General features: G+C 60.8%; 23 protein-coding genes, 1 tRNA gene and 1 riboswitch. Of the genes, 9 read left to right on the top strand and 15 right to left on the bottom strand.

All coding sequences use genetic code 11. From position 1 onward, the window contains the following. Positions 1 to 4 precede the first annotated feature (4 nt). Complete coding sequence (locus KBY73_RS09195; protein WP_254936789.1) at positions 5 to 277, bottom strand: hypothetical protein; 273 nt, start codon at positions 275 to 277, stop codon at positions 5 to 7. 25 nt (positions 278 to 302) lie between these two features. Then, on the bottom strand, positions 303 to 968 hold the full coding sequence (locus KBY73_RS09190) for a uracil phosphoribosyltransferase (protein WP_315858418.1): 666 nt from the start codon (positions 966 to 968) through the stop codon (positions 303 to 305). 30 nt (positions 969 to 998) lie between these two features. On the opposite strand from KBY73_RS09190, the gene KBY73_RS09185 reads away from it, so the two are divergent. From KBY73_RS09185 to cobW, 3 genes are all read left to right on the top strand, one after another. Next, positions 999 to 1,523, top strand: coding sequence for a pentapeptide repeat-containing protein (locus KBY73_RS09185; RefSeq protein WP_254936788.1), 525 nt, complete (start codon positions 999 to 1,001; stop codon positions 1,521 to 1,523). A 10-nt stretch (positions 1,524 to 1,533) separates the two neighbouring features. After that, positions 1,534 to 1,716, top strand: a riboswitch (cobalamin riboswitch). 101 nt (positions 1,717 to 1,817) lie between these two features. Continuing rightward, complete coding sequence (locus KBY73_RS09180; protein WP_254936787.1) at positions 1,818 to 2,360, top strand: HupE/UreJ family protein; 543 nt, start codon at positions 1,818 to 1,820, stop codon at positions 2,358 to 2,360. 1 nt (position 2,361) lies between these two features. Continuing rightward, positions 2,362 to 3,462, top strand: coding sequence for a cobalamin biosynthesis protein CobW (gene cobW / locus KBY73_RS09175; RefSeq protein ID WP_254936786.1), 1,101 nt, complete (start codon positions 2,362 to 2,364; stop codon positions 3,460 to 3,462). Here the strand turns inward: cobW and KBY73_RS09170 are convergent, their stop codons facing one another. Next, on the bottom strand, positions 3,463 to 3,669 hold the full coding sequence (locus KBY73_RS09170; RefSeq protein ID WP_254936785.1) for a hypothetical protein: 207 nt from the start codon (positions 3,667 to 3,669) through the stop codon (positions 3,463 to 3,465). Positions 3,670 to 3,910: 241 nt separating this feature from the next. Here KBY73_RS09170 and purS point away from each other — a divergent pair, with 241 nt between their 5' ends. Together purS and purQ are read left to right on the top strand one after the other, a co-directional pair. After that, positions 3,911 to 4,183, top strand: a complete 273-nt coding sequence (gene purS / locus KBY73_RS09165; protein ID WP_254936784.1) for a phosphoribosylformylglycinamidine synthase subunit PurS — start codon at positions 3,911 to 3,913, stop codon at positions 4,181 to 4,183. Then, entirely contained in the window at positions 4,180 to 4,833 is a 654-nt protein-coding gene (purQ, locus tag KBY73_RS09160; RefSeq protein ID WP_254936783.1) for a phosphoribosylformylglycinamidine synthase subunit PurQ, read from the top strand. Before purS ends, purQ begins: the two co-directional genes overlap by 4 nt. A gap of 100 nt (positions 4,834 to 4,933) precedes the next feature. Here purQ and KBY73_RS09155 read toward each other — a convergent pair whose 3' ends face one another. Continuing rightward, positions 4,934 to 5,524: a peroxiredoxin gene (locus KBY73_RS09155; protein ID WP_254936782.1), complete on the bottom strand. Its 591-nt coding sequence runs from the start codon at positions 5,522 to 5,524 to the stop codon at positions 4,934 to 4,936. Positions 5,525 to 5,669: 145 nt separating this feature from the next. Here KBY73_RS09155 and KBY73_RS09150 point away from each other — a divergent pair, with 145 nt between their 5' ends. Then, positions 5,670 to 6,026, top strand: a complete 357-nt coding sequence (locus tag KBY73_RS09150; RefSeq protein ID WP_254936781.1) for a hypothetical protein — start codon at positions 5,670 to 5,672, stop codon at positions 6,024 to 6,026. Positions 6,027 to 6,081: 55 nt separating this feature from the next. Here the strand turns inward: KBY73_RS09150 and KBY73_RS09145 are convergent. The 6 genes from KBY73_RS09145 to psb32 form a co-directional block, all read right to left on the bottom strand. Continuing rightward, positions 6,082 to 6,155, bottom strand: a tRNA-Met gene (locus tag KBY73_RS09145). A gap of 14 nt (positions 6,156 to 6,169) precedes the next feature. Continuing rightward, positions 6,170 to 7,192, bottom strand: coding sequence for a peptidoglycan DD-metalloendopeptidase family protein (locus KBY73_RS09140; protein ID WP_254936780.1), 1,023 nt, complete (start codon positions 7,190 to 7,192; stop codon positions 6,170 to 6,172). Between the two features lie 144 nt (positions 7,193 to 7,336). Further along, positions 7,337 to 7,822: a tRNA (cytidine(34)-2'-O)-methyltransferase gene (locus tag KBY73_RS09135; protein ID WP_254936779.1), complete on the bottom strand. Its 486-nt coding sequence runs from the start codon at positions 7,820 to 7,822 to the stop codon at positions 7,337 to 7,339. Positions 7,823 to 7,824: 2 nt separating this feature from the next. Further along, on the bottom strand, positions 7,825 to 8,352 hold the full coding sequence (gene cobU / locus KBY73_RS09130) for a bifunctional adenosylcobinamide kinase/adenosylcobinamide-phosphate guanylyltransferase (protein ID WP_254936778.1): 528 nt from the start codon (positions 8,350 to 8,352) through the stop codon (positions 7,825 to 7,827). A gap of 22 nt (positions 8,353 to 8,374) precedes the next feature. Then, the gene (pxcA, locus tag KBY73_RS09125; protein WP_254936777.1) at positions 8,375 to 9,520 is read right to left on the bottom strand and encodes a proton extrusion protein PcxA; all 1,146 of its coding nucleotides are present in this window, start codon (positions 9,518 to 9,520) and stop codon (positions 8,375 to 8,377) included. A gap of 4 nt (positions 9,521 to 9,524) precedes the next feature. Next, positions 9,525 to 10,136, bottom strand: a complete 612-nt coding sequence (gene psb32, locus KBY73_RS09120; RefSeq protein ID WP_254936776.1) for a photosystem II repair protein Psb32 — start codon at positions 10,134 to 10,136, stop codon at positions 9,525 to 9,527. A gap of 152 nt (positions 10,137 to 10,288) precedes the next feature. Here psb32 and KBY73_RS09115 point away from each other — a divergent pair, with 152 nt between their 5' ends. Further along, on the top strand, positions 10,289 to 10,987 hold the full coding sequence (locus KBY73_RS09115; protein WP_254936775.1) for a cofactor assembly of complex C subunit B: 699 nt from the start codon (positions 10,289 to 10,291) through the stop codon (positions 10,985 to 10,987). Here the strand turns inward: KBY73_RS09115 and lptC are convergent. Further along, positions 10,890 to 12,065, bottom strand: coding sequence for an LPS export ABC transporter periplasmic protein LptC (gene lptC / locus KBY73_RS09110; protein WP_254936774.1), 1,176 nt, complete (start codon positions 12,063 to 12,065; stop codon positions 10,890 to 10,892). The genes KBY73_RS09115 and lptC overlap by 98 nt on opposite strands. A gap of 11 nt (positions 12,066 to 12,076) precedes the next feature. Then, positions 12,077 to 13,663 carry a methionine--tRNA ligase gene (locus KBY73_RS09105; protein WP_396096883.1) on the bottom strand — a complete coding sequence of 529 codons (1,587 nt, stop codon included), beginning with the start codon at positions 13,661 to 13,663 and terminating at the stop codon, positions 12,077 to 12,079. Between the two features lie 101 nt (positions 13,664 to 13,764). On the opposite strand from KBY73_RS09105, the gene KBY73_RS09100 reads away from it, so the two are divergent. After that, positions 13,765 to 15,585, top strand: a complete 1,821-nt coding sequence (locus tag KBY73_RS09100; RefSeq protein WP_254936773.1) for an FAD-dependent oxidoreductase — start codon at positions 13,765 to 13,767, stop codon at positions 15,583 to 15,585. On the opposite strand, the gene KBY73_RS09095 is transcribed toward KBY73_RS09100, so the two are convergent. From KBY73_RS09095 to rpmG, 3 genes are all read right to left on the bottom strand, one after another. Further along, on the bottom strand, positions 15,582 to 17,330 hold the full coding sequence (locus tag KBY73_RS09095; protein WP_254936772.1) for a ribonuclease catalytic domain-containing protein: 1,749 nt from the start codon (positions 17,328 to 17,330) through the stop codon (positions 15,582 to 15,584). The genes KBY73_RS09100 and KBY73_RS09095 overlap by 4 nt on opposite strands. 295 nt (positions 17,331 to 17,625) lie before the next feature. Further along, positions 17,626 to 17,847, bottom strand: a complete 222-nt coding sequence (gene rpsR / locus KBY73_RS09090; protein WP_006041316.1) for a 30S ribosomal protein S18 — start codon at positions 17,845 to 17,847, stop codon at positions 17,626 to 17,628. A gap of 113 nt (positions 17,848 to 17,960) precedes the next feature. Further along, positions 17,961 to 18,155: a 50S ribosomal protein L33 gene (gene rpmG / locus KBY73_RS09085; protein ID WP_106501787.1), complete on the bottom strand. Its 195-nt coding sequence runs from the start codon at positions 18,153 to 18,155 to the stop codon at positions 17,961 to 17,963. A 111-nt stretch (positions 18,156 to 18,266) separates the two neighbouring features. Here rpmG and pheT point away from each other — a divergent pair, with 111 nt between their 5' ends. Next, positions 18,267 to 20,717: a phenylalanine--tRNA ligase subunit beta gene (pheT, locus tag KBY73_RS09080; RefSeq protein ID WP_254936771.1), complete on the top strand. Its 2,451-nt coding sequence runs from the start codon at positions 18,267 to 18,269 to the stop codon at positions 20,715 to 20,717. Positions 20,718 to 20,739: the final 22 nt, after the last annotated feature.

Raw genomic sequence — 20,739 nt, 5'->3', positions numbered from 1 at the left:
AGACTTAACCCTGGATGGTCATGGTCTCCAGTTGACGGCGCACGTCGTCGATCGCCTGGTTGAGCTCATGGACCCGATCGTGAAGGTCCCGGTCCGTCCTGGTAAGAGCCGGCGAGGCGGCGATTCCAGCGGCGCGGGCAGGCCGGGCTTGGTGCCGGCGTCGCTCTGCCTCAGCCAGCAACCACCAGGCAAGGCCGGCAGCACCAATAACAGCACCTGCCAAGACACTGAGGCTGGAACTGCCTCTAGCAGGGGTGCCGCCGTTGTGATTACCCATAAATCAAGCCCTTTCTTCAGCGAGCCTAGGTATCGGTGGGCAGTTCATCCAGCACCGTGCCACCGAACAACCGCTGCTTCACATCGCCGATACCCGGCACGATCGCACCGGCTTCGTTCAAATCTGGATCAATGCCAGCGGCGTAAATGGTGAGGCTCCCGTGCCGCTCCCCCACAGCCTTGAGTCCTGGCCCGGAGGCCAGGGATGTAATCACTCGTAAGCGATCGCCCGTCACTCCTAGGGCTGAAAGGTCATCAAGCAGATGGAGCAGGGATTCGCCATCTCCTAGTTCCGCTAAGAACAGCAAAACTCCACAGCGGGGGGGGATGGGCCCGGCTGGAGGGGTTATCACACCGAGGCTTTCTTGGAGGTGGAGCACCTGGGCAGAAGGAAGCACTGTTTGGCCGCCCTGCCAAAGGCCAAGCCCAGCGGTTAGCAGGGGCATTGCCAGCAGGGGAACCGCCGGATCCACCACGTCCGCCTCTGCCGGAGCAAGTGGTGATTCCAGCTGGATGCGCCTGTGGGGCAGCCAATCGCGCACAGCCTCATAAGTGAGCCAGCGACCTAGCTCGGCAGTAGCGGAGGCGTAAAGAGAGCTAGGCGTGTGTCGATCGCGCAGTACGCCAAGCCAGTGGCCAATCAGGGGGTGGGGGGGAACCACCACCCGCAAAGCCATCACCATGGTTGCCATAACTTGATGATTCACCGTAAGTGCGCGCCCATGAGCTCGAGATCTGAAAGCCGAGCGAGTTGGTCTGGTAGCTGGCTGCTGGCCGCACTGGCCCTAGTGCTGACCTGGTGCCTGGGAGTCTCTCCGGCCACAGCGATCACCGCCCCAGAGCTGCGCAGCCAGCGTTCGCTACAAGACCTCCAACCCGACATGCACGGGCGCAACCTTCAACAGCAGGAGTTTTTGAAGGCGACCCTGACGGGCTTCGATCTGAGCGGAACCGATCTGCGCGGAGCTGTTTTCAACAGCAGCGACCTACGCGGAGCCAACCTGAAAGACGCCAACCTGGAAGACGCGGTGGCCTTCGCAAGTCACTTTGAGGACACTGACCTAAGTGGTGCTGTGCTGCGAAACGCCATGTTGATGCAGAGCCACTTCAAAGGAGCAACCATTGAAGGAGCTGATTTCAGTGACGCGGTGCTCGACCTGCCTGAGCAGAAAGCACTCTGTAAACGCGCTGCCGGTGTCAATCCGAGCACCGGAGTCGCTACCAAGGAAAGCCTGGCATGCCGATAGGGCCCCTTGCCGATAGCATCTAATTTCCGGTTCCAGTGGGGATCAGCCACTGGAGGTAAGGGGGAAAGGTCGGTGGAAATCCGACACTGTCCCGCAGCTGTAAAGGCCTTGGCCCGCGAATCTGCTCCAACTTTGGGGCCTGCTTGCGAACCATTGCCAAGTCAGAACGCCCGCCGGTTTTGTTCTTCCTACGGCGCGGACCGGTCCATGAATTTGACAAAAACACCACCCCACGGCCAAGCACTGGGCCGTTGGCTACTAGGTGCTGGCCTGGCAGCAGTCGGTATTGGCGCCATGAGCCCAGTCCAGGCGCATCATTTTGCTGATGTCAGCCAGCTGCAACCCAGCACGATCAATGGCGTGCTGAGTGGCCTCGCCCACCCAGTGCTGGGCCCGGATCATCTGCTTTTCCTACTGGCACTTTCCTTGGTGGGGTTGCAGCAACGGCTTGGCTGGAGCCTGGGACTACTTGCTGTTGGCTTGCTCGGCAGTGCTGCTGGACTGCTGTGGCCAGGGATGCCAGGCGCTGAATCCCTAGTGGCCTGCACCCTCATTGTTGAGGCACTGGTGTTGCTGCGGCGGTTGCCGCCCCTGCTGCTGCTTCCCGCCATGGCCTTGCACGGATATGTACTAAGCGGCCCCGTATTTGGCTGGAGCGCCATGCCCGTATTGGCCTACGGCACGGGCCTGTTTCTTTCCCAAGCAGCCCTGCTTGCGCTGGCACTGATTGCGTTGCGACCTTTGGGGGCACGCCTTTCTTCCACCCAGCTGCGCTGGCTTGGTTTCGCCCTAATGGCCCTTGGGGGCACCTGGGCCCTGGCGGGTTTGACTGCCTGAGATGACAAAACAAACTGGAAGGCTGCCTGTCACCGTGGTGACAGGCTTTCTCGGTGCGGGCAAAACAACCTTGCTGCGTCATCTGCTGCTGAACAGCGGCCAACGTCTGGCTGTGCTGGTTAATGAATTCGGCGAGGTTGGTATCGACGGGGAGCTGCTGCGCAGCTGTGGTTTCTGCCCCGAGGATGAGCTCGATACCCGCCTGGTGGAGTTGGCAAATGGCTGCCTCTGCTGCACTGTCCAAGACGACTTCTTGCCAACCATGGAGAAGCTGCTTGAACGAGCAGACAGCCTCGATGGGATCGTGGTGGAAACCAGTGGTCTGGCGCTACCGGAACCACTGATTGCTGCCCTGAATTGGCCGCAAATCCGCACCCGCATTCGCCTCAACGGCGTGGTGGCTGTTGTTGATGGCGAAGCCCTTGCAGCAGGCAGTGTGGTGGCAAATCCAGCCGCTCTCGAAGCCCAGCGGCTTGCTGATCCAAGCCTGGATCACGCTTCGGCTATCGATGAATTGTTTGCCGAGCAGCTTGAGGCTGCCGATCTGGTTTTGATCAGCCGCGCCGACTGCCTATCGGCCGGCGAGATTGATCTGGTGCATGAGGGCCTTGCCCCCCAGCTGCAGCCAGGAGCTGTGCTGTTGTCGATGGGCAGGGGTGTGGTCTCCCCAGAGCTGGTGCTGGGCCTTGAGCCCCGGCAGCCGACCACCACAGGCCATGACCATCACGACCATGACCATGACCATGACCATCACGAGCATCACGATCACACCCATGTCGCCATCGAGTCGCTTGCCCTCGACCTACCTGGCGATTTCTGCCGCGTTGCCCTTGAGCAACAACTGCTGCAGCTAGTTGGTGATAGCGCCCTGATCCGGCTCAAGGGGCGACTTTGGCTTTCAGGTAAAAACCGACCGCTTCAGATCCAGGCTGTTGGACCGCGGTTGGAGTGCTGGTTTGAACCAGGAGTTGAGCAGGCTGCTGCCTCCCAGCAGGCCCCAGGCCTGGAGCTGGTTTTGCTTGGCTTCCAACTTGATCGCCCTGCTATCGAATCCTGCCTAAACCAGGCCCTGACCGGTGAGCTGGCAGCTGCTACTAGCTGATCAATCCAAGGGGATATCCCCTTGGGCGCATAGCCCGTTCCAGCAGAGCGCAGGCCCCGCAATCCAGCTGGTATCAACCGGCAACCACCCAGCTGAATCAAGCATCTGCACCGTGCCGCTGCCGTCGTGGCGGAAGTCAATTCGACGTGGGCCGAGCTCAATCGTCCACCGAATAGGCAACTCACCTGCCGGGGCTTCAACGAGCATCGTGCATGGCTGCCAAGGACCATCAGCCAGACGGCACTGCAACGGCTGGGCCAGCGCAGCTGGCGCACAAATGGCTATCAAGCCTGCCAGCACTGCCCTGCAGGCTGGCAAGAAGCCAATAGGAACTGGGTTGAAGCGCCAAGCCACGGCTGAAATGCCAGGGGGCTGCTTTCAAGCTGACCAAAACTGACGTCAGCGGGCCATCGGGCTGCCAAGATTTAACAAACCTCCTGCTCCTCTGGTGCCACTCTTCCGCGCTCGCGTTCAGGTTTCACTTCGGCCCTCGGTGCTTGATCCGGCTGGCGAGGCCACCAGGGCTGCAGCAGCCCGACTCGGCGTCGACGGCGTCCGCAGCCTGCGCATCGGCAAGGCAATAGAGCTGGAACTGGAGGCTCCGGACAAAACCACCGCCCAAGCTCAGCTGGAACTACTCAGTGATCGCTTGTTTGCCAATCCTGTGATCGAAAATTGGCAGCTAGAGCTGCATGAAAAGGCCGGGGAGGAGCAGCAATGACCATTGGCATCGTGGTGTTCCCAGGCTCAAATTGTGACCGGGATATGCGCTGGGCCTTAGAGGGGTGCGTCGGTCTACCGACCCGGTTCCTTTGGCATGAGGAGCGCGATCTCAGCGGCCTAGACGCAGTGGTGATCCCTGGCGGCTTCAGCTATGGAGACTATTTGCGCTGCGGTGCAATTGCCAGGTTTGCCCCCGTATTGGAGTCGGTGAAGCTTTTCGCTGAAGCAGGCGGTGCGGTATTGGGTATCTGCAATGGCTTTCAGGTACTCACAGAAATGGGGTTATTGCCAGGGGCTCTCACCCGCAATGCTCGGCTGCATTTTCTCTGTGAACCAACACCGCTGAGCGTTAATCCGGGCAACTGTCGCTGGCTGAGAGGGTACAGCGAGGCAGAAGCGATCGTGCTGCCAATCGCCCATGGGGAGGGGCGATACCAGTGCGAGAGCGAGCAACTGGCTGAGCTCGAAGCAAATGGTCAGGTGGTGTTGCGCTACTCAAGCAATCCCAACGGTTCGGTTGGTGATGTGGCGGGCCTAACCAACGCAGGCGGCAATGTGTTGGGTCTGATGCCCCATCCGGAGCGCGCCTGCGACCCGATCACAGGGGGGCTAGACGGATTGAGACTGCTTAGCAGCCTGCGCAATTGAAGGCTGGCAAACTCGACACATAGCAAGCGGTCGTAAAAAAGGGGGCCAAAGGCCCCCGGGTTTGATCGCTGAGGATCAAAAAATTGAAGCTTGATAGAAATCAGTTGACGGCGGCAAAGAACTCCTTGCTCTTAACCGGGTCGGGATTCATGGTCTTATCACCTGGGTTCCAGTTTGCGGGGCAGACTTCGTCGGGGTTGTTGCGGATGTGCTGGAAGGCCTGCAGCAGACGCAGGGTCTCGTCCACACTGCGGCCCACGGGCAGATTGTTGATTGTGCTCTGCATGATCACGCCATCAGGATCAATGATGAACAGACCACGTAGGGCGACACCTGCTTCCTCATCGAGGACTTCGTAGGAGCGGGCGATGTCCTTCTTGAGGTCGGCAACGAGGGGATAGGCAATATCACCAATACCACCGTTCTTACGATCCGTCTGAACCCAGGCGAGGTGACTGAACTGGCTATCTACTGAAACACCCAGCACTTCGCAGTTGCGGCTGGAGAAGTCGTTGTAGCGCTCGGAGAAAGCGATGATCTCCGTTGGGCAGACAAAAGTGAAGTCGAGGGGATAGAAGAACAGCACCACGTATTTGCCGCGGAACTGGGAGAGACTGATCTCCTTGAATTCCTGATCCACTACGGCGGTGGCTGTGAAATCGGGAGCCTGCAGGCCAACTAGCCGGGACATGCTGGTTAAGTAAGTGAGGACTGGGCACACTGGGGACTTCAGTCCAAAGTCGGATCGACTACCAGTTGCTGTTCACAATTTATCACATGATCCAGGCTGGCGGGGCCATAGGCTGATCCTTGCGATGTCTATGGGAGTGATGGCGATGGCTTGGGAGCCGAGTGTGCTGCGGAAATACAACACGACTGGGCATTTCCGTCTGCTTAGCCAGCTGCGCTCTGAGCTGAAAGGCAACCCTTTGGTCCGGCCCAAGGAAGGCCAGAGCATCGGCGAGGTCAATCGCAGCAAGTCCTTGATTCGGGCAATTGAGGGGCGCTCCCAGGGCTATGTCCGTGGAAGACGGGGTGGTGCTGCCATAACTGCTGGCGCCTCCTCCGCCTCGCCGGATGTTCAACAGCTAAAGCTTGATCCAGATCCGTTTGAGCTGGTGAGCAGCATGGCAAGCGATCACGGCGACGTGGCCTCATTTCGAGAAAGGCTCAACACAGTCGAATTGCGCTAGTAAGCAAATAGATAGAAAATAAAAAAGGGCCTGAATCCAGGCCCAGTCAAAGAAATGGCTCGGGGGAGACTTGAACTCCCGACCTTGGGGTTATGAATCCCACGCTCTAACCAGCTGAGCTACCGAGCCGTTGATTGAGTTTATCAGGCTCTAGGTGGCAGGAAATGGAGTGGGTTGGCAGCCCCGGAACTAGGGGGGTGTACCTCGAAGTGCAGGTGGGGGCCGGTGCTTCGGCCTGTGCTGCCCATATGGGATATCAAAGATCCCTGTTCAACATCCTGCCCTACCCGGACCATCAGACGGCTGTTGTGGCCGTAAAGGGAACGGCTGCCATCGGCATGGGCCAGGGTCACCAAGTAGCCGTAGCCGCCGTCGTGCCAGCCAGAGAAGACCACGCGACCAGCCTTGGCCGCCACGATCGGGGTCCCCACGTTGTTTGCCACGTCGATGCCCTTGTGCATGCGTCCCCAGCGCCAGCCGTAACCGGAAGTAAAAACTCCCTTGGTCGGCCAAATCCAGCCCTGAGCTGAGCTAGGGCCAGAGAAGGGCTTGTTGAGCTCATCAAAACCAGGCAATTCAGGCCAACTGATACCACCGCTAGTGGTTGGCTTGAGCCCCAGCACCATGCGGGTGCGACCGGATGATGCCTGGGCTAGCCGTACTTGGCTGCCGACCACAAGACGTGCTGTTTCAAGGCCAGGATTCAGACGCAGCAGTTCCTGCAGGGTCAGTCCATAGCGCTGAGCAATCTTTACGACCGTGTCGCCAAAGCGGACAACAGCACGGTCCTCCACAGGCGGCAGGGACTGGAGAGGGGGTGTACGACGCAACTCACTGGTATCGATCGCTGCCAGCTGCTTTATTTGCCTCGATTGCTGGCTGGGAACAACCAGCCAGTCACCTTGACGGAAATGGTGGTCTTCGTTGACATCATTGAGCTTGGCCAGCCGCTCTTCATCAAGCTTGAGGCTGCCGGAAAGCTCTTCAACGCTGATGGGCTGGCGCACCTTCACCCAGATCTTGTCGATGCTGGGGGCAGGTAGGGCGGCGATCAAAGAATCAACAGAAGCCTTCTCGATATCGGCGGGGTCAAGAGCTGCGACCACTGCCGGCAGGGCAATGGCGCAGGGGATCAGGAATCGCAGAGTCGTTTGCAAAGGCTTCATGCATTTCATTCAGTCGGACAAAGCTTTTGAAGAAGCCGATATCCCCAAGCCGGCCAGACAGTAGCGGACGGAACTCAGCGCCACAAGTGCTCCTTGCGACAACAAACGCGGATGGGCTGACCAGATCCCTGTCACTTCAGGGGATCACGCCAATGTCAGCAAGTTCTGTTGTCGTAGCGCCTCAAACAACACGACCCCAACCGATACGGAGAGGTTGAGGCTACGCACTCCGGCCTGCTGGGGCCGCTTGGCGCCTGACATTGGGATCGTGAGGGCGGCATCGGCCGAGCCCAGCACATCCGTTGGCAGGCCGTCGGTTTCGCGGCCAAACAGCAGCCAGTCATCGGGTTCAAATTGCCAACTGGTGTAGGGCTGGCTTGCATGGCTACTAAGGGCGATCAGGCGACCGCCGCTGCGGACTCGATGATCAGCAAACGCTGACCAGTCGACATGGCGCTGCAAGGACACCAGGGGCCAGTAGTCGAGGCCAGCACGTTTGAGCTGGCGATCATCGATTTGGAAGCCCAGGGGCTCCACAAGGTGCAGCTCCGTGCCAGTGGCGGCGCAGGTGCGAGCCACATTGCCTGTGTTGGGTGGAATTTGCGGCTGGAACAAAACGATCCGCGGCACGATCAAGGGGGTGGTACGGCAAAACCCAGGTTGCTCAGATTGAGCGCGCGGCCCGCAACCACAAGCCAGATAGCAGCGCAGAGGGGGGCAAGCTGCTGCTCCAAAGAGCCAAGCCGATCGCGAAATAAACCGCCGATCGCGGTGGCTGGCACTACGCCCCAACCAGTTTGCTCACTCACGAGCAGCACGGGCACCTTGCAGCGGCTCAAGCTTTGGCCAAGGCCTGTACAGCGCTGTTGCCAAGCAGAAGCATCGAGCTCGAGGCCAGCAGCGACCCAGGTGCCGAGGGAATCGACCAGAGCAAACCCAGGCGGGCTTAGAGAGTCGAGGGCGCCGGCCAAGGCGCTATCAACCTCCAAGACGTTCCAGTGCGGTGGACGTCTAGCGGCGTGGGCCTCAACCCTTGCCAACCAGGTTGCATCGTCTTGTGTTGGCCGAGGCCCGGTTGCCAAGTAGGTAACCGGTAGGCCCGACTGCATAGCGAGGTGCTCGGCCCAGCGGCTCTTGCCACTGCGGGCAGGACCAAGCACGAGCGTGCATGGCTGGCAAAAATCAACCACCACCGTTCATGTTGTGGAGCGTGGCCACAGAAGAGGGTGATACACGGTTGAGATAGCGGAAAATCCAGTATTTGAACACAGTTGCTAAAACCACCGGGAAGGTGGCAATGAATAACATTATGAAATTCTCCTGGGCGGGCAGGCCGAGGTGGTTAGCGACGCCATCCAGCAGTACTGTCCAGCCCTCCGGGCTGTGAAAGCCGACAAAAATATCGGTAAACAGTATAATTCCGAAGGCCTTGGCGCTGTCGCTCAATCCGTAAACGAGCTCATCAAGAAAACCGCGCAACACCTGAAGATCACGGCGACCAAACAAGCAAACGCAAACAAAACCAACCAGACCACCAAGATCGGCAAACACGTTCTTAATGGCGTGGGTGCTTTCCAGATCGGCTTCATCCTTTAGCGTCTGAGCCTTGTTCGCCAGCTGCATCTGCAGCTCATCACGGGTTGGCAGGGGATTGCCGTTTAAAAGGGCATCAAATTCAATCTCCGCCTGGAAAAGACGCAATTTCTCAACCGCCTTTTCCTCAAGTTTTGGTTTGGGATAGGTAAGAAAAGCGTTGTCTGGAGCGAAGCGATCTACTAGGGGCGAAACCACATAGGTGCGGCTGATCTGCTGAACCAGCACCGGCACCAAAATCAGCAGTAGCAGGATGCGCAATGACACCAAAGTGGAGTCTCTGCGCCGGCGAAAGCCCGCCACCACATTCGCTTCTGCCTCGGGGTCGAGCTGGCGACGTACCTGATCAACAACACCAATCAGGCTGCGGGGCAGCACCTCAGGAGAGCGAGAGATGGCAGGCAGAGGATCCCTACTGGCCGCGTAGCGGGCAACTACAGACTCAATCAGTTGAAACTGGCGGATTTCCTGACCGGCCAGCTCGCCTCGGTGGCCCTGCAGGGTTTGTACAGACTGGCGGCAGACCTCTAGCGCAGCTCGGAAACGACGCAGCAACTGGGCTTGGGCCGACCTGGGAATACGCAGGTCCAATTCCGGCCGTACGGGCCGGTCGTTGTAGTGCTCTAGCTCAATGCTCTGGATGAGCAGGGCAGATTCATAACCGCGCTCCAAATCGTTGCTGAGGTCTAGGGCTTGGGCGCGCCCAAATGCCCCCATCCAGTTGGTTAGTGCCATCGGATCAGCGCGAGAAGACCCACCAGGTGAGCATGGGCACAATCGTGCCAACGGTTAGAAGCACCACAATCCAAGTGAAGGCATTGCTTGACTTCGTTTCCTCCTTCGTGGGGATATTGGTGGGCTGGCTGACAACCTCAGCGGTGATTGGTTCGCCGGGATCCTCACCTCCCTGCAGCACTGTGAGCAGGCGAGTCATGGCATCGAGGCTGCCCTGGCGATAGCGACCACCATCTCGGATCGGCTGGGCCATCGTGGTTCGGGCCGTGCTGCGCAGCAGGCTGGCATCAAGCTGGGTAACCAGACCTGGGGAGGTCACCACCGCCGCACTGTTCGTCTGGCTGTCAATTAAAAAAAGCACCTGGTTGGGCTCGCCCCCAGACTCGGACCAACGCTCCAGGACTGAATTGCCGAGCTGGGAAAGGCTCAGCCCGTAGTCAAGGCGGTTAACGGTGATCAAGTGGGCATCCACCCGCTCTGCTGAAAAGCTTTCGAGGGTTTTGCTGAGCTCGCCGATGGCTGCTCGGCTCAACACATCGGCGGTGTCAAGGATGCGTTCCTCGGGAGCGGAGGCCGGTAAACCACTTGCGGCAATTGCCAGAGCCGGGGCAGGCATCCAAATGGCTGCAAAGCCCATAAACAGGGCTGCCACAACTGCCAATAAGGGAAACCGACGGGTCACACGCAGGGAAGGGGGCAACGGTTCAGGCCCAACATGGATCTAGTTTGCCGCCTGCGGGCCCAGCTGTCGCCTCCTGCTTAACCCCCATGGCCCCCTCCACACCCGCAAGGGTCTGTTTTCTCTCTGGGGTGGCCTCCCTAGCCCTGGTTGTACTGAATCAAACAACCGCTACCAGCATCGATCCCGCCCTTGAGCGAGCCGCCGTATTGGCCAGTTTCTTGGCGGTGGCTCTGATGTTGGTGGGTGTGCTCTGGACCCGGGCCTTGCCCGAAGCGGCTGCCCGAGTTGCCCTCGAAGGGGTACAGGGAGTTGAGCTCGCAGATGGGCTACCTGAAGAGTTGGCAGAAGAATTGGGCTGGGGTAGCCAGATGTTGCTCACCGCCACCCCAGCGGCAGCGGTGGTGGTGCTGTGGCAAAACAAGTGTTTGCTGCGCCGCGGCCTGCTGGCGCCGGTGGCCTTTGAACCAGGGGCAATCTGCCAGCGAGCCCAGGAAAAAGGGGCCGCCATCTCACTTGTAGATCTGAACCTCTATCCAGGCCGTGCTGAATTTGAGAGCCTGCTGCCTGGGGTGCCAGCCGTGGTGGTTCAGCCGATTGACTCAAGGGGCTTGGTAGTGCTTGCCGGCTGGTCGCCACGCTGCTTTAACCGCAGCGATTTGACCTGGCTCGAGGGTTGGTCCCAGCGGCTTAGAGAGCGAATGGAGCCAGCTTGCGGGAATCAGGACCTGATCGGGCCCGGGGGGGCAAAGTCACCCGAGTTTCCACCCGTGCCCCCGGACTGCTGAATACAGCCATCCCCTGCTTAGTGAGCACGCCCTGAAGCCTCTGTGAGCGGGTGACCTGGGCTAGAGCGGTGCGGCGCAGCTCGACAGCACCAAGGGCCTCAATCTGATTTGTCTGCCAATTCCAGCTGCAGCTATTGGCGACGAGGGAATCCGTCGGTTGGGTTAGGCGGCAATTAAGTGGAACCACCAAGGTGTGACTAGGACCAATCGCTTCAAAGCCAGTGCCGCTAAGCCGGGACTGGTCCAGCACAGCGGTGAATGGATGGGCACTGCTAATGCGCTCCCGTGCCAGGTCTAGGCGGGTATGGCTGGCATCAAGACGGCCCTTGCGGCCAGGATCAAGCACCTGCACCGGCGCCTGTAGGTCGATCAGCTGAAGCAGGGAATTACCGCTGAGGGAAGGGGCCGAAAGTGTTTGAACTCCACTAGCGGCCAGACGCCGTTCTCCCCGAACTGGTCCTCGACCGATCAGTTGGCCAGTCGTTGGGAACCAATCTGCAGAACTCAGCGCCAGCTTCAAGCCGACGGCCCCTGAACGCTCCAACAGGGGCAGACCCCGCAACTCCAACTTGTCCTGCTTGATCCAGAAGCGGGCCCGCCGAGCGGACAAGAGCAACTCCCCCTGGGAAGCGCGCGGACTGCGGTCCAATTCCATCCGCTCCTGCTTGGGATACCAACGCACACGAGTAGAGGTCACAACAAGTGGCTTGGGCCCAAGTCGCTGCAGCCGGGTCGGGCCCTCCAACTGCACCACTTCACCATCGTTGATGACGGTGCCACTGCTGGCCGTTATTCGATACAGGGGTAGGCCCTTGGCATAGATGGTGCCGCGCAGGTCACGGGCTTGGGCAACACGGCGACCAAGGTCGTAGCGGACCTCCGGGCTGGTCAATTCCCACAGGGGCCGTCCGCTGGAATCCTTCTGGCGCAGGTTGAGGGAGCGGAAGACAAAAGGCTGGGCCGGCTCCTCCTTAGGCACCTGGGGGCGGCATCCAACCAACAGCACGGGCAGGGTTACTGCCGCACCCAGGCTCAGGGTCAGCAGGGGGCACCACTGCAGCCGGGCAGTCGTGGTCACAGCAGTCGTGGTCACAGAGGTGACTCGAGCTCAAGTCGCAACATCACCGGCTGCGGCTCAATCAGGGCCAGTCCTGGCTCTAGCTGACCCCATCGCTGGGCTAGCAGCCAAGGAGAAGCTTGGCTGCCAGGGTCGCAGGCAGAAGCCAGCGGGCCACTGGCAAATGGTTCCTGACCGAGCTGGACCAACATCCGATCAGAAAGCTCAGGCAGGAGCGGAGCCAGCAGCACCGCCACCCAGCGGGTGGCCTCGAGCACGGCATAAAGATCCGCCGCCACCAAACTCTCCTGACCCTCGAGCTTCATTTGCTTCCAGGGGGCCTGGTCGTTGAGGTAGCCATTTGCAGCGATTGCTAGCTGCAGCGACACTTCAGCGGCGCGACGGAAGTCCAGGTCGTCTAAGGCCGTATTGACGCTGTTGCCGGCCGCGAGGGCAGCAACGGCCAGGGGGTGATCGGCTTGGGCGGCGGCTCCGGCCGGTGGCACGGCATCTGCAAACCAGCGCCGTGCCATCGAGGAGGTGCGGTTCAGCAGATTGCCGATGGTATTTGCCAAATCGTTGTTGACCAGATCAGTGAAGCGCTGCTGCTGGAAATCACCGTCCTCGCCGAAGGGTATGTCGCGCAGCAAGTACCAGCGCACCGCATCGCGGCCACAGCGCTCAAGTAGCACTTCAGGGTCGAGCACATTGCCAAGGGACTTGCCCATCTTCTGGCCTTCGCGGGTCAAAAAGCCGTGGCCAAATACGCGCTCTGGCAGCGGCAACCCCGCAGACAGCAACATCGCCGGCCAATAAACCGCGTGGAAGCGCAGGATGTCCTTGCCAATCACATGTAGCTGGGCCGGCCAGCCACGCTCCAGCACCTGCTCCAGCACCACTGGCTCCGCCGGGTCGAGCAGGGCCGTGAGATAGCCGAGCAGGGCGTCAAACCACACATAAAAGGTATGGCCTTCATGGCCGGGCACCGGAATGCCCCATGGCAGGTCGATCCGGGAAATTGAAAAATCGCGCAGCCCCTGGGCCACAAAGTTTTCCACCTCCTTTTGCCTGGTGGCGGGGGCAATGAAGCCCGGCTGACGAATCAGGGCCTCGATCTGGGCCTGATAGCGGGAAAGGCGGAAAAACAAATTGACCTCATCGCGCCACTCCAACGGCTTGCGATGGATCGGGCATTCGGGATCCTCACTGCCCGGTGCGTCGTCTTTGAATTCCTCGCAAGCAACGCAATACCAGCCCTGCTGACGCCCCTCAACCACGTCGCCATTGGCCTGCACGCGGTCAAAAAATTGAGCCACCAATTGGCGGTGGCGAGGGTCGGTGGTGCGAATGAAGCGGTCGTTGCTGATTTGCCAACGGTTCCAAAGATCGCGATATCCCTCGCTGATTAGATCGCAATGGGCCTGCGGACTAAGTCCAGCCGCTTCGGCCGTGCGTTGGATCTTCTGGCCGTGTTCATCGCAGCCGGTGATAAACATCACCGATTCACCCCTCAGCCGCTGGTGGCGTGCCACCGCATCGCAGGCAAGCGTTGTGTAAGCACTGCCGAGATGGGCGCGGTCGTTGACGTAATAAAGGGGGGTGGTGAGCGTGTAAGTCATCCTTTTGATCCTACGGAGCGGCGACGGACAGAAAGGCTGACCACGAGTACGCCAGCTCAGATCATCCCCTGCGAGTCTTATGTCAGCCGTATCCGCCAGCCATGACCCTGCCTTCAGAAGCAGTGGATGTTTTGGTTTGGGGGGGCGGCACCGGCGGCGTGGCCGCAGCAATCCAGGCGGCCCGCGGCGGTGCCAGCACGCTGTTGCTCACCCCTGGCAACTGGCTTGGGGGCATGGTGAGCGCCGCCGGCGTTTGCTGCCCCGATGGCAATGAGCTCACCCCCTGGCAGACAGGTCTCTGGGGAGCCTTTCTGCGCGCCCTTGAACAGGCCGAGCCGGAGGGACTGGATCAAAACTGGGTGAGTTGCTTTGGTTACCGGCCCGCCAGCGCAGAAGCGATCCTGCAGGGCTGGGTAAGCGAACTGGCCAATCTGCAGTGGTGGCCAAACAGCAGGCTGCTGGCGGTACAGCGTCAGGGGGCCCGCATCACAGCAATACAGCTGGAGCACAAGGGTGAAAGCCAATGGCTGGCCTGCAAAGTTGTGGTCGATGGCAGCGACCGCGGCGACCTGCTGCCGCTAGCGCAGGCTCCATTTCGACTCGGCTGGGAAGCCCAGGAGCAATGGGGCGAACCCAGTGCCCCCAGCCTGCAACGGCTGCAAACGGAAGCTTTTTTCAAGCAACAACCCGTGCAATCACCCACCTGGGTGGTGATGGGTCAACTCCAGAGCGAAGTGTTGCCGCCAGCTGCTGCCCCCCCGCCTTTGGCTGCGCCATTTGAACTGGCCAGCGAGGCCTTCGGTTTAGAGCGCACGATCAACTACGGGCGCCTGCCAGGCGGCCTGGTGATGCTCAACTGGCCGTTGCACGGAAATGACTGGCACCAAGGGCTGGAACGCGCCTTCAGCGCTGATGAAGCGGAGCAAGCTGCATTAGCGGCCGAAATGCAGTCCTACAGCCTGCAATTTGCAAGAGCCCTTGAGCAGGCAAGTGGGGGGTGGCTTCAACTGGGCCATGCCTTTCCTGCTGAAGCCGGCAGTCCTGCCCCCTGGCTGGCTGCCATGCCCTATTGGCGAGAGGGTCGAAGGCTGGTGGGCCGCTCGCTGGTGCTGGAACAGCACCTGCTCCCCCTAGGCAGCGCTGAATCCCAAGGGCCACTGCCGCTCAATGCCAGCGGCGAACTGGAGTCGATAGCGGTGGGCAACTACGCCAACGACCACCACTACCCCGGGCCTGACTGGCCCCTGGCACCTAAAAGCATTCGCTGGGGCGGGCGCTGGAGCGGCACTCCCTTCTGCATTCCCTACGGCGCCCTGCTGAGCGCTGAGATCGACAACCTGCTGGTAGCTGACAAGGCCTTCGGCAGCAGCCACATGGCCAATGGGGCCACCCGTTTGCAGCCCCTAATTCTGAACATCGGCCAGGCGGCCGGTGCGGCAGCGGCCCTGGCGGTACAGCGGGGCATCCCCCCAGCTGAGCTTGCTCCCCTGGCAGTTCAGCAGTGCCTGATCCACGATCACCGTGCTCCAGCGGCGGTAGTGCCGCTCTGGGACACCCCCTGGCATGCCAGCGATTGGTTAGCCCGCCAGCTGCAGCTGCTTGCCAATCCCGAACTCCTCCAGGCCAATGGCCAAATTGGGCGCCCATTTCAAAGACCCCTAAGTCCGAGCCAGGGCCATCCCGAACCCAGGGAGTCTCTGTGGCAAGGAAGGGTGCTGCCAGACGGCCAGGGCGGCTACACCTTTGTGAGCGAAACCGATCTCAGCAGTGATAACGCCAAAAGGGAGTGGCCCCTAATCAGCCTGGAGCCAGGCCTGAACCGCTGGCTGCAGAACCTTGATAAGCCGACCCAGGCCAAGTTGATTGGCTGTGCCAATCCATGGGGGCCGTGGTTGCGGGCCTCGCGACTGGCCGCGGATTAGCCCGTGGCCTGCAGTCGCAGTTGGTCGCGCAGGGGGTCTACCGCCTGAACTCGCAGTTGCAGCAGATCGCCTGGGGACGAGCGGGCTGGACACTCGGCTGCCAGATCCATGGCCAGGGCATCAACGTGCACCAGCCCCAGCCGGTCCTGGGGCCGCAGCCAGCGCAGGAAACAGGCCTGCCAATGCTCACTCCCGTGGGCCGCAAACCACACCTGCTGCCAGTGACGCTGGTCTTCCCGGCTGATCTGCGTCCCCTGCCTGAGCGGACCGTCTAGGTCGGAGAGCAGGGCGGCTAGATCGGCGGCAACCATGGGCTGGCGCGCCTGTTGAATTGCCAGCAGTTGCCGTTGCGCCACAAGATCGGCGTAGCGGCGAATCGGCGAGGTGACTTGGACATAGGCCGGCAAGCCCAGGCTGAAATGGGGGCTTGGCTCGGTGCCGGTATGACCGCGACTAAGACACCGCTTAATGGCGCAATTGCGTACCGGGCCAGCCGGCAGGGCTGCCAGCTCGGCCTCCGGCGGCAAAGTTGCGGTCAGTTGGCTGCGATAGGGCAGGGCTAGTGCTTGCTCTTGGCCGAAACCGGCCACCACCGCGCCCGCCAGAATCATCGCTTCGGCCACCATCAATCGGGCGGGGCTGGGTTCGGTGATCTCAAGCTGGGCAGCGTCTCCCTGGGCCCGAATCCGACCCTCCGGCTGATCCAGCAGCATGGCACCCTGGCGCACACGCCATTGGCGGCGGCGCAGCAGCAGGTCGTGCAGGTCGGCAAGATCGCGCTCCTGAGGCGGGGCAAGATCGATCAGATCATCGGCGTCGCCATAGCTGAGCCGGTAGGTGGGCTTAACCCAGCTGCGCTGCATACCCGAAGCCTTAACAGCCCCATCGCCATCGAGTTCAACCCAGATGCTCCAGGCGGCACTGCGATGGCCTGCCCGCAGGCTCATGGGGCCGGTGGCAAGCGCCTCCGGGAACATCGGCAAAATTCCTGATGCCAGATAAAGACTGCTGCCCCGCCGTCTTGCTTCTAGGTCGAGGGGCGAATCCAGCGCAATCAAGCGACCTGGATCCGCCACGTGGATCCAAATCTTCACCTGGCCGGCCGGAGTTGTTTCCAACGCCAAGCCGTCGTCTATGTCGCAGGTATCAGCGTCATCAATGGTGACGCTGCGCTGGCCGCTGAGGTCCAGACGCTCGGCATCGCCTGGTTGTTCAGTCTCAGCGCTAGCTAGCAGGCGTTCGGCATCAGCCAGTAGCTCAGCGGAAAAACCTTGCTCCCAGACCGTGGCTCGTAGAGACGGCAAATTGTGGGCTTGCCACTGGCCCAGATCAACCAACAGGTGGCGAATTGAACCCGTATCAACCGTGACTTTGGCGGCCTGCAAAGCCTGGCGCAGGGGAAGGGGTAGGGGAGTTGTGCACTCACCTCCAGCCCAATCAATCAATAGCTCAAGCTGCTGGCGCTGCTCGGCGCTGAGCAGTTGCAGATCAAGCGGCTGACGCTCGCGCAGCTGCTGCTGCCAGCGCATTTCAGCCTGCTCCTGGAGCACCCGCAGCCTGCGTTCTCGCCGCAGACGGCGCAGATCCGCCAGGGGCCTGGCCTCTACAAGGTTTTGGCGCAGACGAAACAGGGTTTGGGGACCGAGACACCAGCGCCAGCAGGCAGCAATAGCTAGGCCATCCCGTCGCGAAGACACCAGATCAACCCAGTCGCTCAGCTGCAATCCCTGAGGTTCAGCCTGCATCAGGTTCCAAGCTGCCGCGAAATCGCTTCGAGCAGGCAGCACTGCCATCAAAGCGTCGTCACTGATCGACCACGGAGCTTGACTAAGGCGCTGGGGTGGGTCGCACTCGCCAGAAAACGCAGCAAGCAACAAGAGTTGTCGCAGCGGCTGGATCTGCTGCCTCGCGCTTGTACCAATAGCTAAAGAGGCCTTATTTGAGGCCACAGCCAATACAACAGCAAGCTGGGGACCGCGCTCATCGCCCAGTCCCACCAGATCGCCAACTTGGAAGGTTGCAGCCGCCAGGGGAGAGGCCTCAGCCTTCGGGATTCACAAAAGGCAGCAAGGCCACAATGCGTGCACGCTTAACAGCGTTGGTCAGGTCACGCTGCTGTTTGGCTGTCAGGCCAGTGAGCCGGCGGGGCAGGATCTTGCCGCGCTCGGTGATGAACTTCTTGAGCAGATCGACATCTTTGTAGTCGATCGGATCGCCAGGCTTGATTGGCGACAGGCGCTTTTTGAAAAAAGAGCTGGACATGGATTACGAAGGCGAGTGGTGAATGAAGCTGGATCTGACCAGTACCTGACGGGGCTGGGGCAAATCAAGTTGAAACTGATGAATGAGCTCCAAAGCTGGGGCCCAAGCCTGAATCACTTGATTTCCTTGTGAACCGTCGAGGAGTTGCAGTGGGTACAGAACTTCTTCAGCTCAAGCCGTTCGGTGGTGTTACGGCGGTTCTTCTCAGTGGTGTAACGGGACACACCTGGAGAACGCTTTGCGGGGTTGGACCGGCATTCGGTGCACTCGAGAGTGATCACGATCCGGACGCCCTTGTTTTTAGCCATGAAGGACGTTGCGCCGCTGGAGCGATGCGAAAGGACAAGTTGACACCATACCTGGCGGTAGTCCCACCCCCCGGTTGATCCCTAAGATCGACGATCAACACACCACGGGCTATGCGGGTCTCGCTCCAATGGCTGCAGGAGCTGGTGACCGGCCCCGAACAAGCCCTCGCTCCAGGGCCGCTAGCCGAGCGTCTGTCTTTGGCTGGTTTTGAGGTAGATGCCATAGAAGACCTGGCCGCCCAGGCCGGCGGTGTCGTGGTGGGCTTCGTGCGTGACCGCCAGGCCCATCCCAACGCAGACAAGCTCAGCGTCTGTTCAGTAGATATCGGCGCCGCCGAAACCCTGCAGATCGTCTGCGGGGCAGCGAATGTGCGGGCTGGCATCCATGTGCCCGTTGCCCTGGTGGGCGCCACTCTGCCGGCGGTCAACCTCACGATCAAACCAGCCGAACTTCGCGGTGTGGCCAGCAGCGGCATGATCTGCTCCCTTGCCGAGCTTGGCCAGGCGGCAGATGGGGAAGGAATCGCCATTCTTGATGAGCTGCTGGAGCAGGTGCCCCCCTTGGGGGCAGCGGTGGGACCAAGCCTGGGGCTAGATGACCAGGTTTTGGAGTTGGCGATTACCGCCAACCGACCTGATGGCCTCTCCATGCAAGGCATCGCCAGGGAGGTGGCGGCCCTGGTGGGCGGCCAAACCCAGATAAAGGCCCCTGAAGTTGCCGCACCAAGCCAGCCGCTGCCTCTTTCCGCCAGTGACCGGCTCGCAGTTGAGGCTGGGGGGCTATTCAGCATCACAGCCCTCGACGGGCTGAAGGTCGCCCCGTCGCCCCTCTGGCTGCAACAGCGCCTGCAAAAGGCCGGCATTCGCCCAATCAACAACATTGTTGACATCACCAACTTGGTGATGCTGGAGACGGGACAGCCCCTGCACGCCTTCGACAGCAAGCGCCTAGCTGTAATCGCTGGACATAGCGAGCCCCAGCTAGCCAGCCTGGGGCTACGCCAGGCGCTTGACGGTGAGGAATTCACCAGCCTGGACGCTACGGAACACAAACTCAGCCCCGAAGCCCTGGTGGTTACTTACAGCAACCGCCCCATCGCCCTGGCTGGCGTGATGGGTGGTGCGGATGAAGCCGTAAATGAAACCACCACCACTATATGGCTTGAGGCTGCTGTATTTGCTCCCCAGGCGGTGCGCCGCTCCGCCCGCAGCGTTGGCTTACGCACTGAAGCAAGCAGCCGTTTTGAGAAGGGGTTGCCCAGGGAGGCCACCCTCTCTGCTGCAGATCGGGCCGTTGCCCTGCTTAAGCAACATTGCGATGCCAAGGTTTCCGGCCGCTGGCTGCATCAACGAGACGAGCAGCCAATCGAGCCATTGCAACTGAGGCGTGACGCCCTGCACAATTTGCTCGGACCTGTCCAAGACGGCGAAGGCTATTCAGACCTAAGTGACGACAGAATCGTCCAGACCTTGACGGCCCTTGGTTGCCAGCTGGCAGAGGAGCTAGATGGTGAGGGTTGGCGCGTCACCGTGCCCCCCTCGCGGTTGATGGATCTGCAGCGGGAAGTCGATCTAATCGAGGAGGTGGCCCGTCTGGTTGGTTACGACCACTTCGCCTGCCACCTACCCGACCCACTGGAGCCTGGGGGCCTAACTCCAGCCCAGCAGGTGGAGCGCCGCCTACGCCGCCAACTGTGCGCTGCCGGGCTGCAGGAGGCCTGCAGCTTTTCCCTGGTGCCGGCTGCAGCTGGGCGCATACCCCTGGCTAATCCCCTGCTAGCTGATTACGGCTACCTGCGCGACAACCTGCATGGCGAGTTGCTCGCCGCTGCACGCCGCAACTTGCAAAGTGGGCAGCCAGGTTTCTGGGCTTTTGAGATCGGCCAGGTGTTCAGCAGCGATGCCGCCAGGTCTGATCGCCAGCTGCTGGCTGGGGTTATCTGTGGCGAACGGCGAGGTGAGCGCTGGAGCAGCAGTGGCAAACCCCAGCCTCCCAGCTATCACCAGGCCCGCGGCCTGTTGCAGCAAGCCTTGGTGTCGCTGGCGATTCCAATCGAAGATCGCCCCCTTAGCCAGCACCCGTTGCTACACCCGGGCCGAGCCGCCCAGCTGGTAGTGGAGGGACGGCCCCAGGGCTGGTTTGGCCAGCTGCACCCGGAGCAGGCCGAAAAGCTCGACCTGCCGCAAACAAGCATCATCTTCGAGCTCGAACTCGATGCCTTGCTCATCGCCGCCACCCGCCGCAACCGCTGGCAGCCAGCCTTTGCCCCCTATGCCACCGTTCCCGCTTCGGAGCGAGATCTGGCCGTAGTGGTGGCAGCCAGCACGAATTCAGCTGAGCTGCTTCAGGTGATTCGCAAGGCCGGCAAGCCGCTGCTGGAGCACGCGGAATTAGTAGACCGCTACGAGGGTGGTCAACTTGCTGCAGGCCAGTGCAGTCAAGCCTTCCGGCTGCGCTACCGCGATGCCAGCCGCACCCTGACCGATGAAGAGGTGGAAGTTGCCCACTCCTCAATCCGGGCAGCCCTGGAAAAGCAGCTAGGCGCCCTGTTGCGCAGCTGATATCCAGGCGGCAGCAGGTCCA

Origin of the sequence: Cyanobium sp. Tous-M-B4 (genome assembly GCF_024345395.1) — a bacterium.
Lineage (GTDB): Bacteria > Cyanobacteriota > Cyanobacteriia > PCC-6307 > Cyanobiaceae > Cyanobium_A.
Note: the sequence above shows the minus strand (reverse complement) of the source record. Positions and strands in the feature narration are given on the sequence as shown.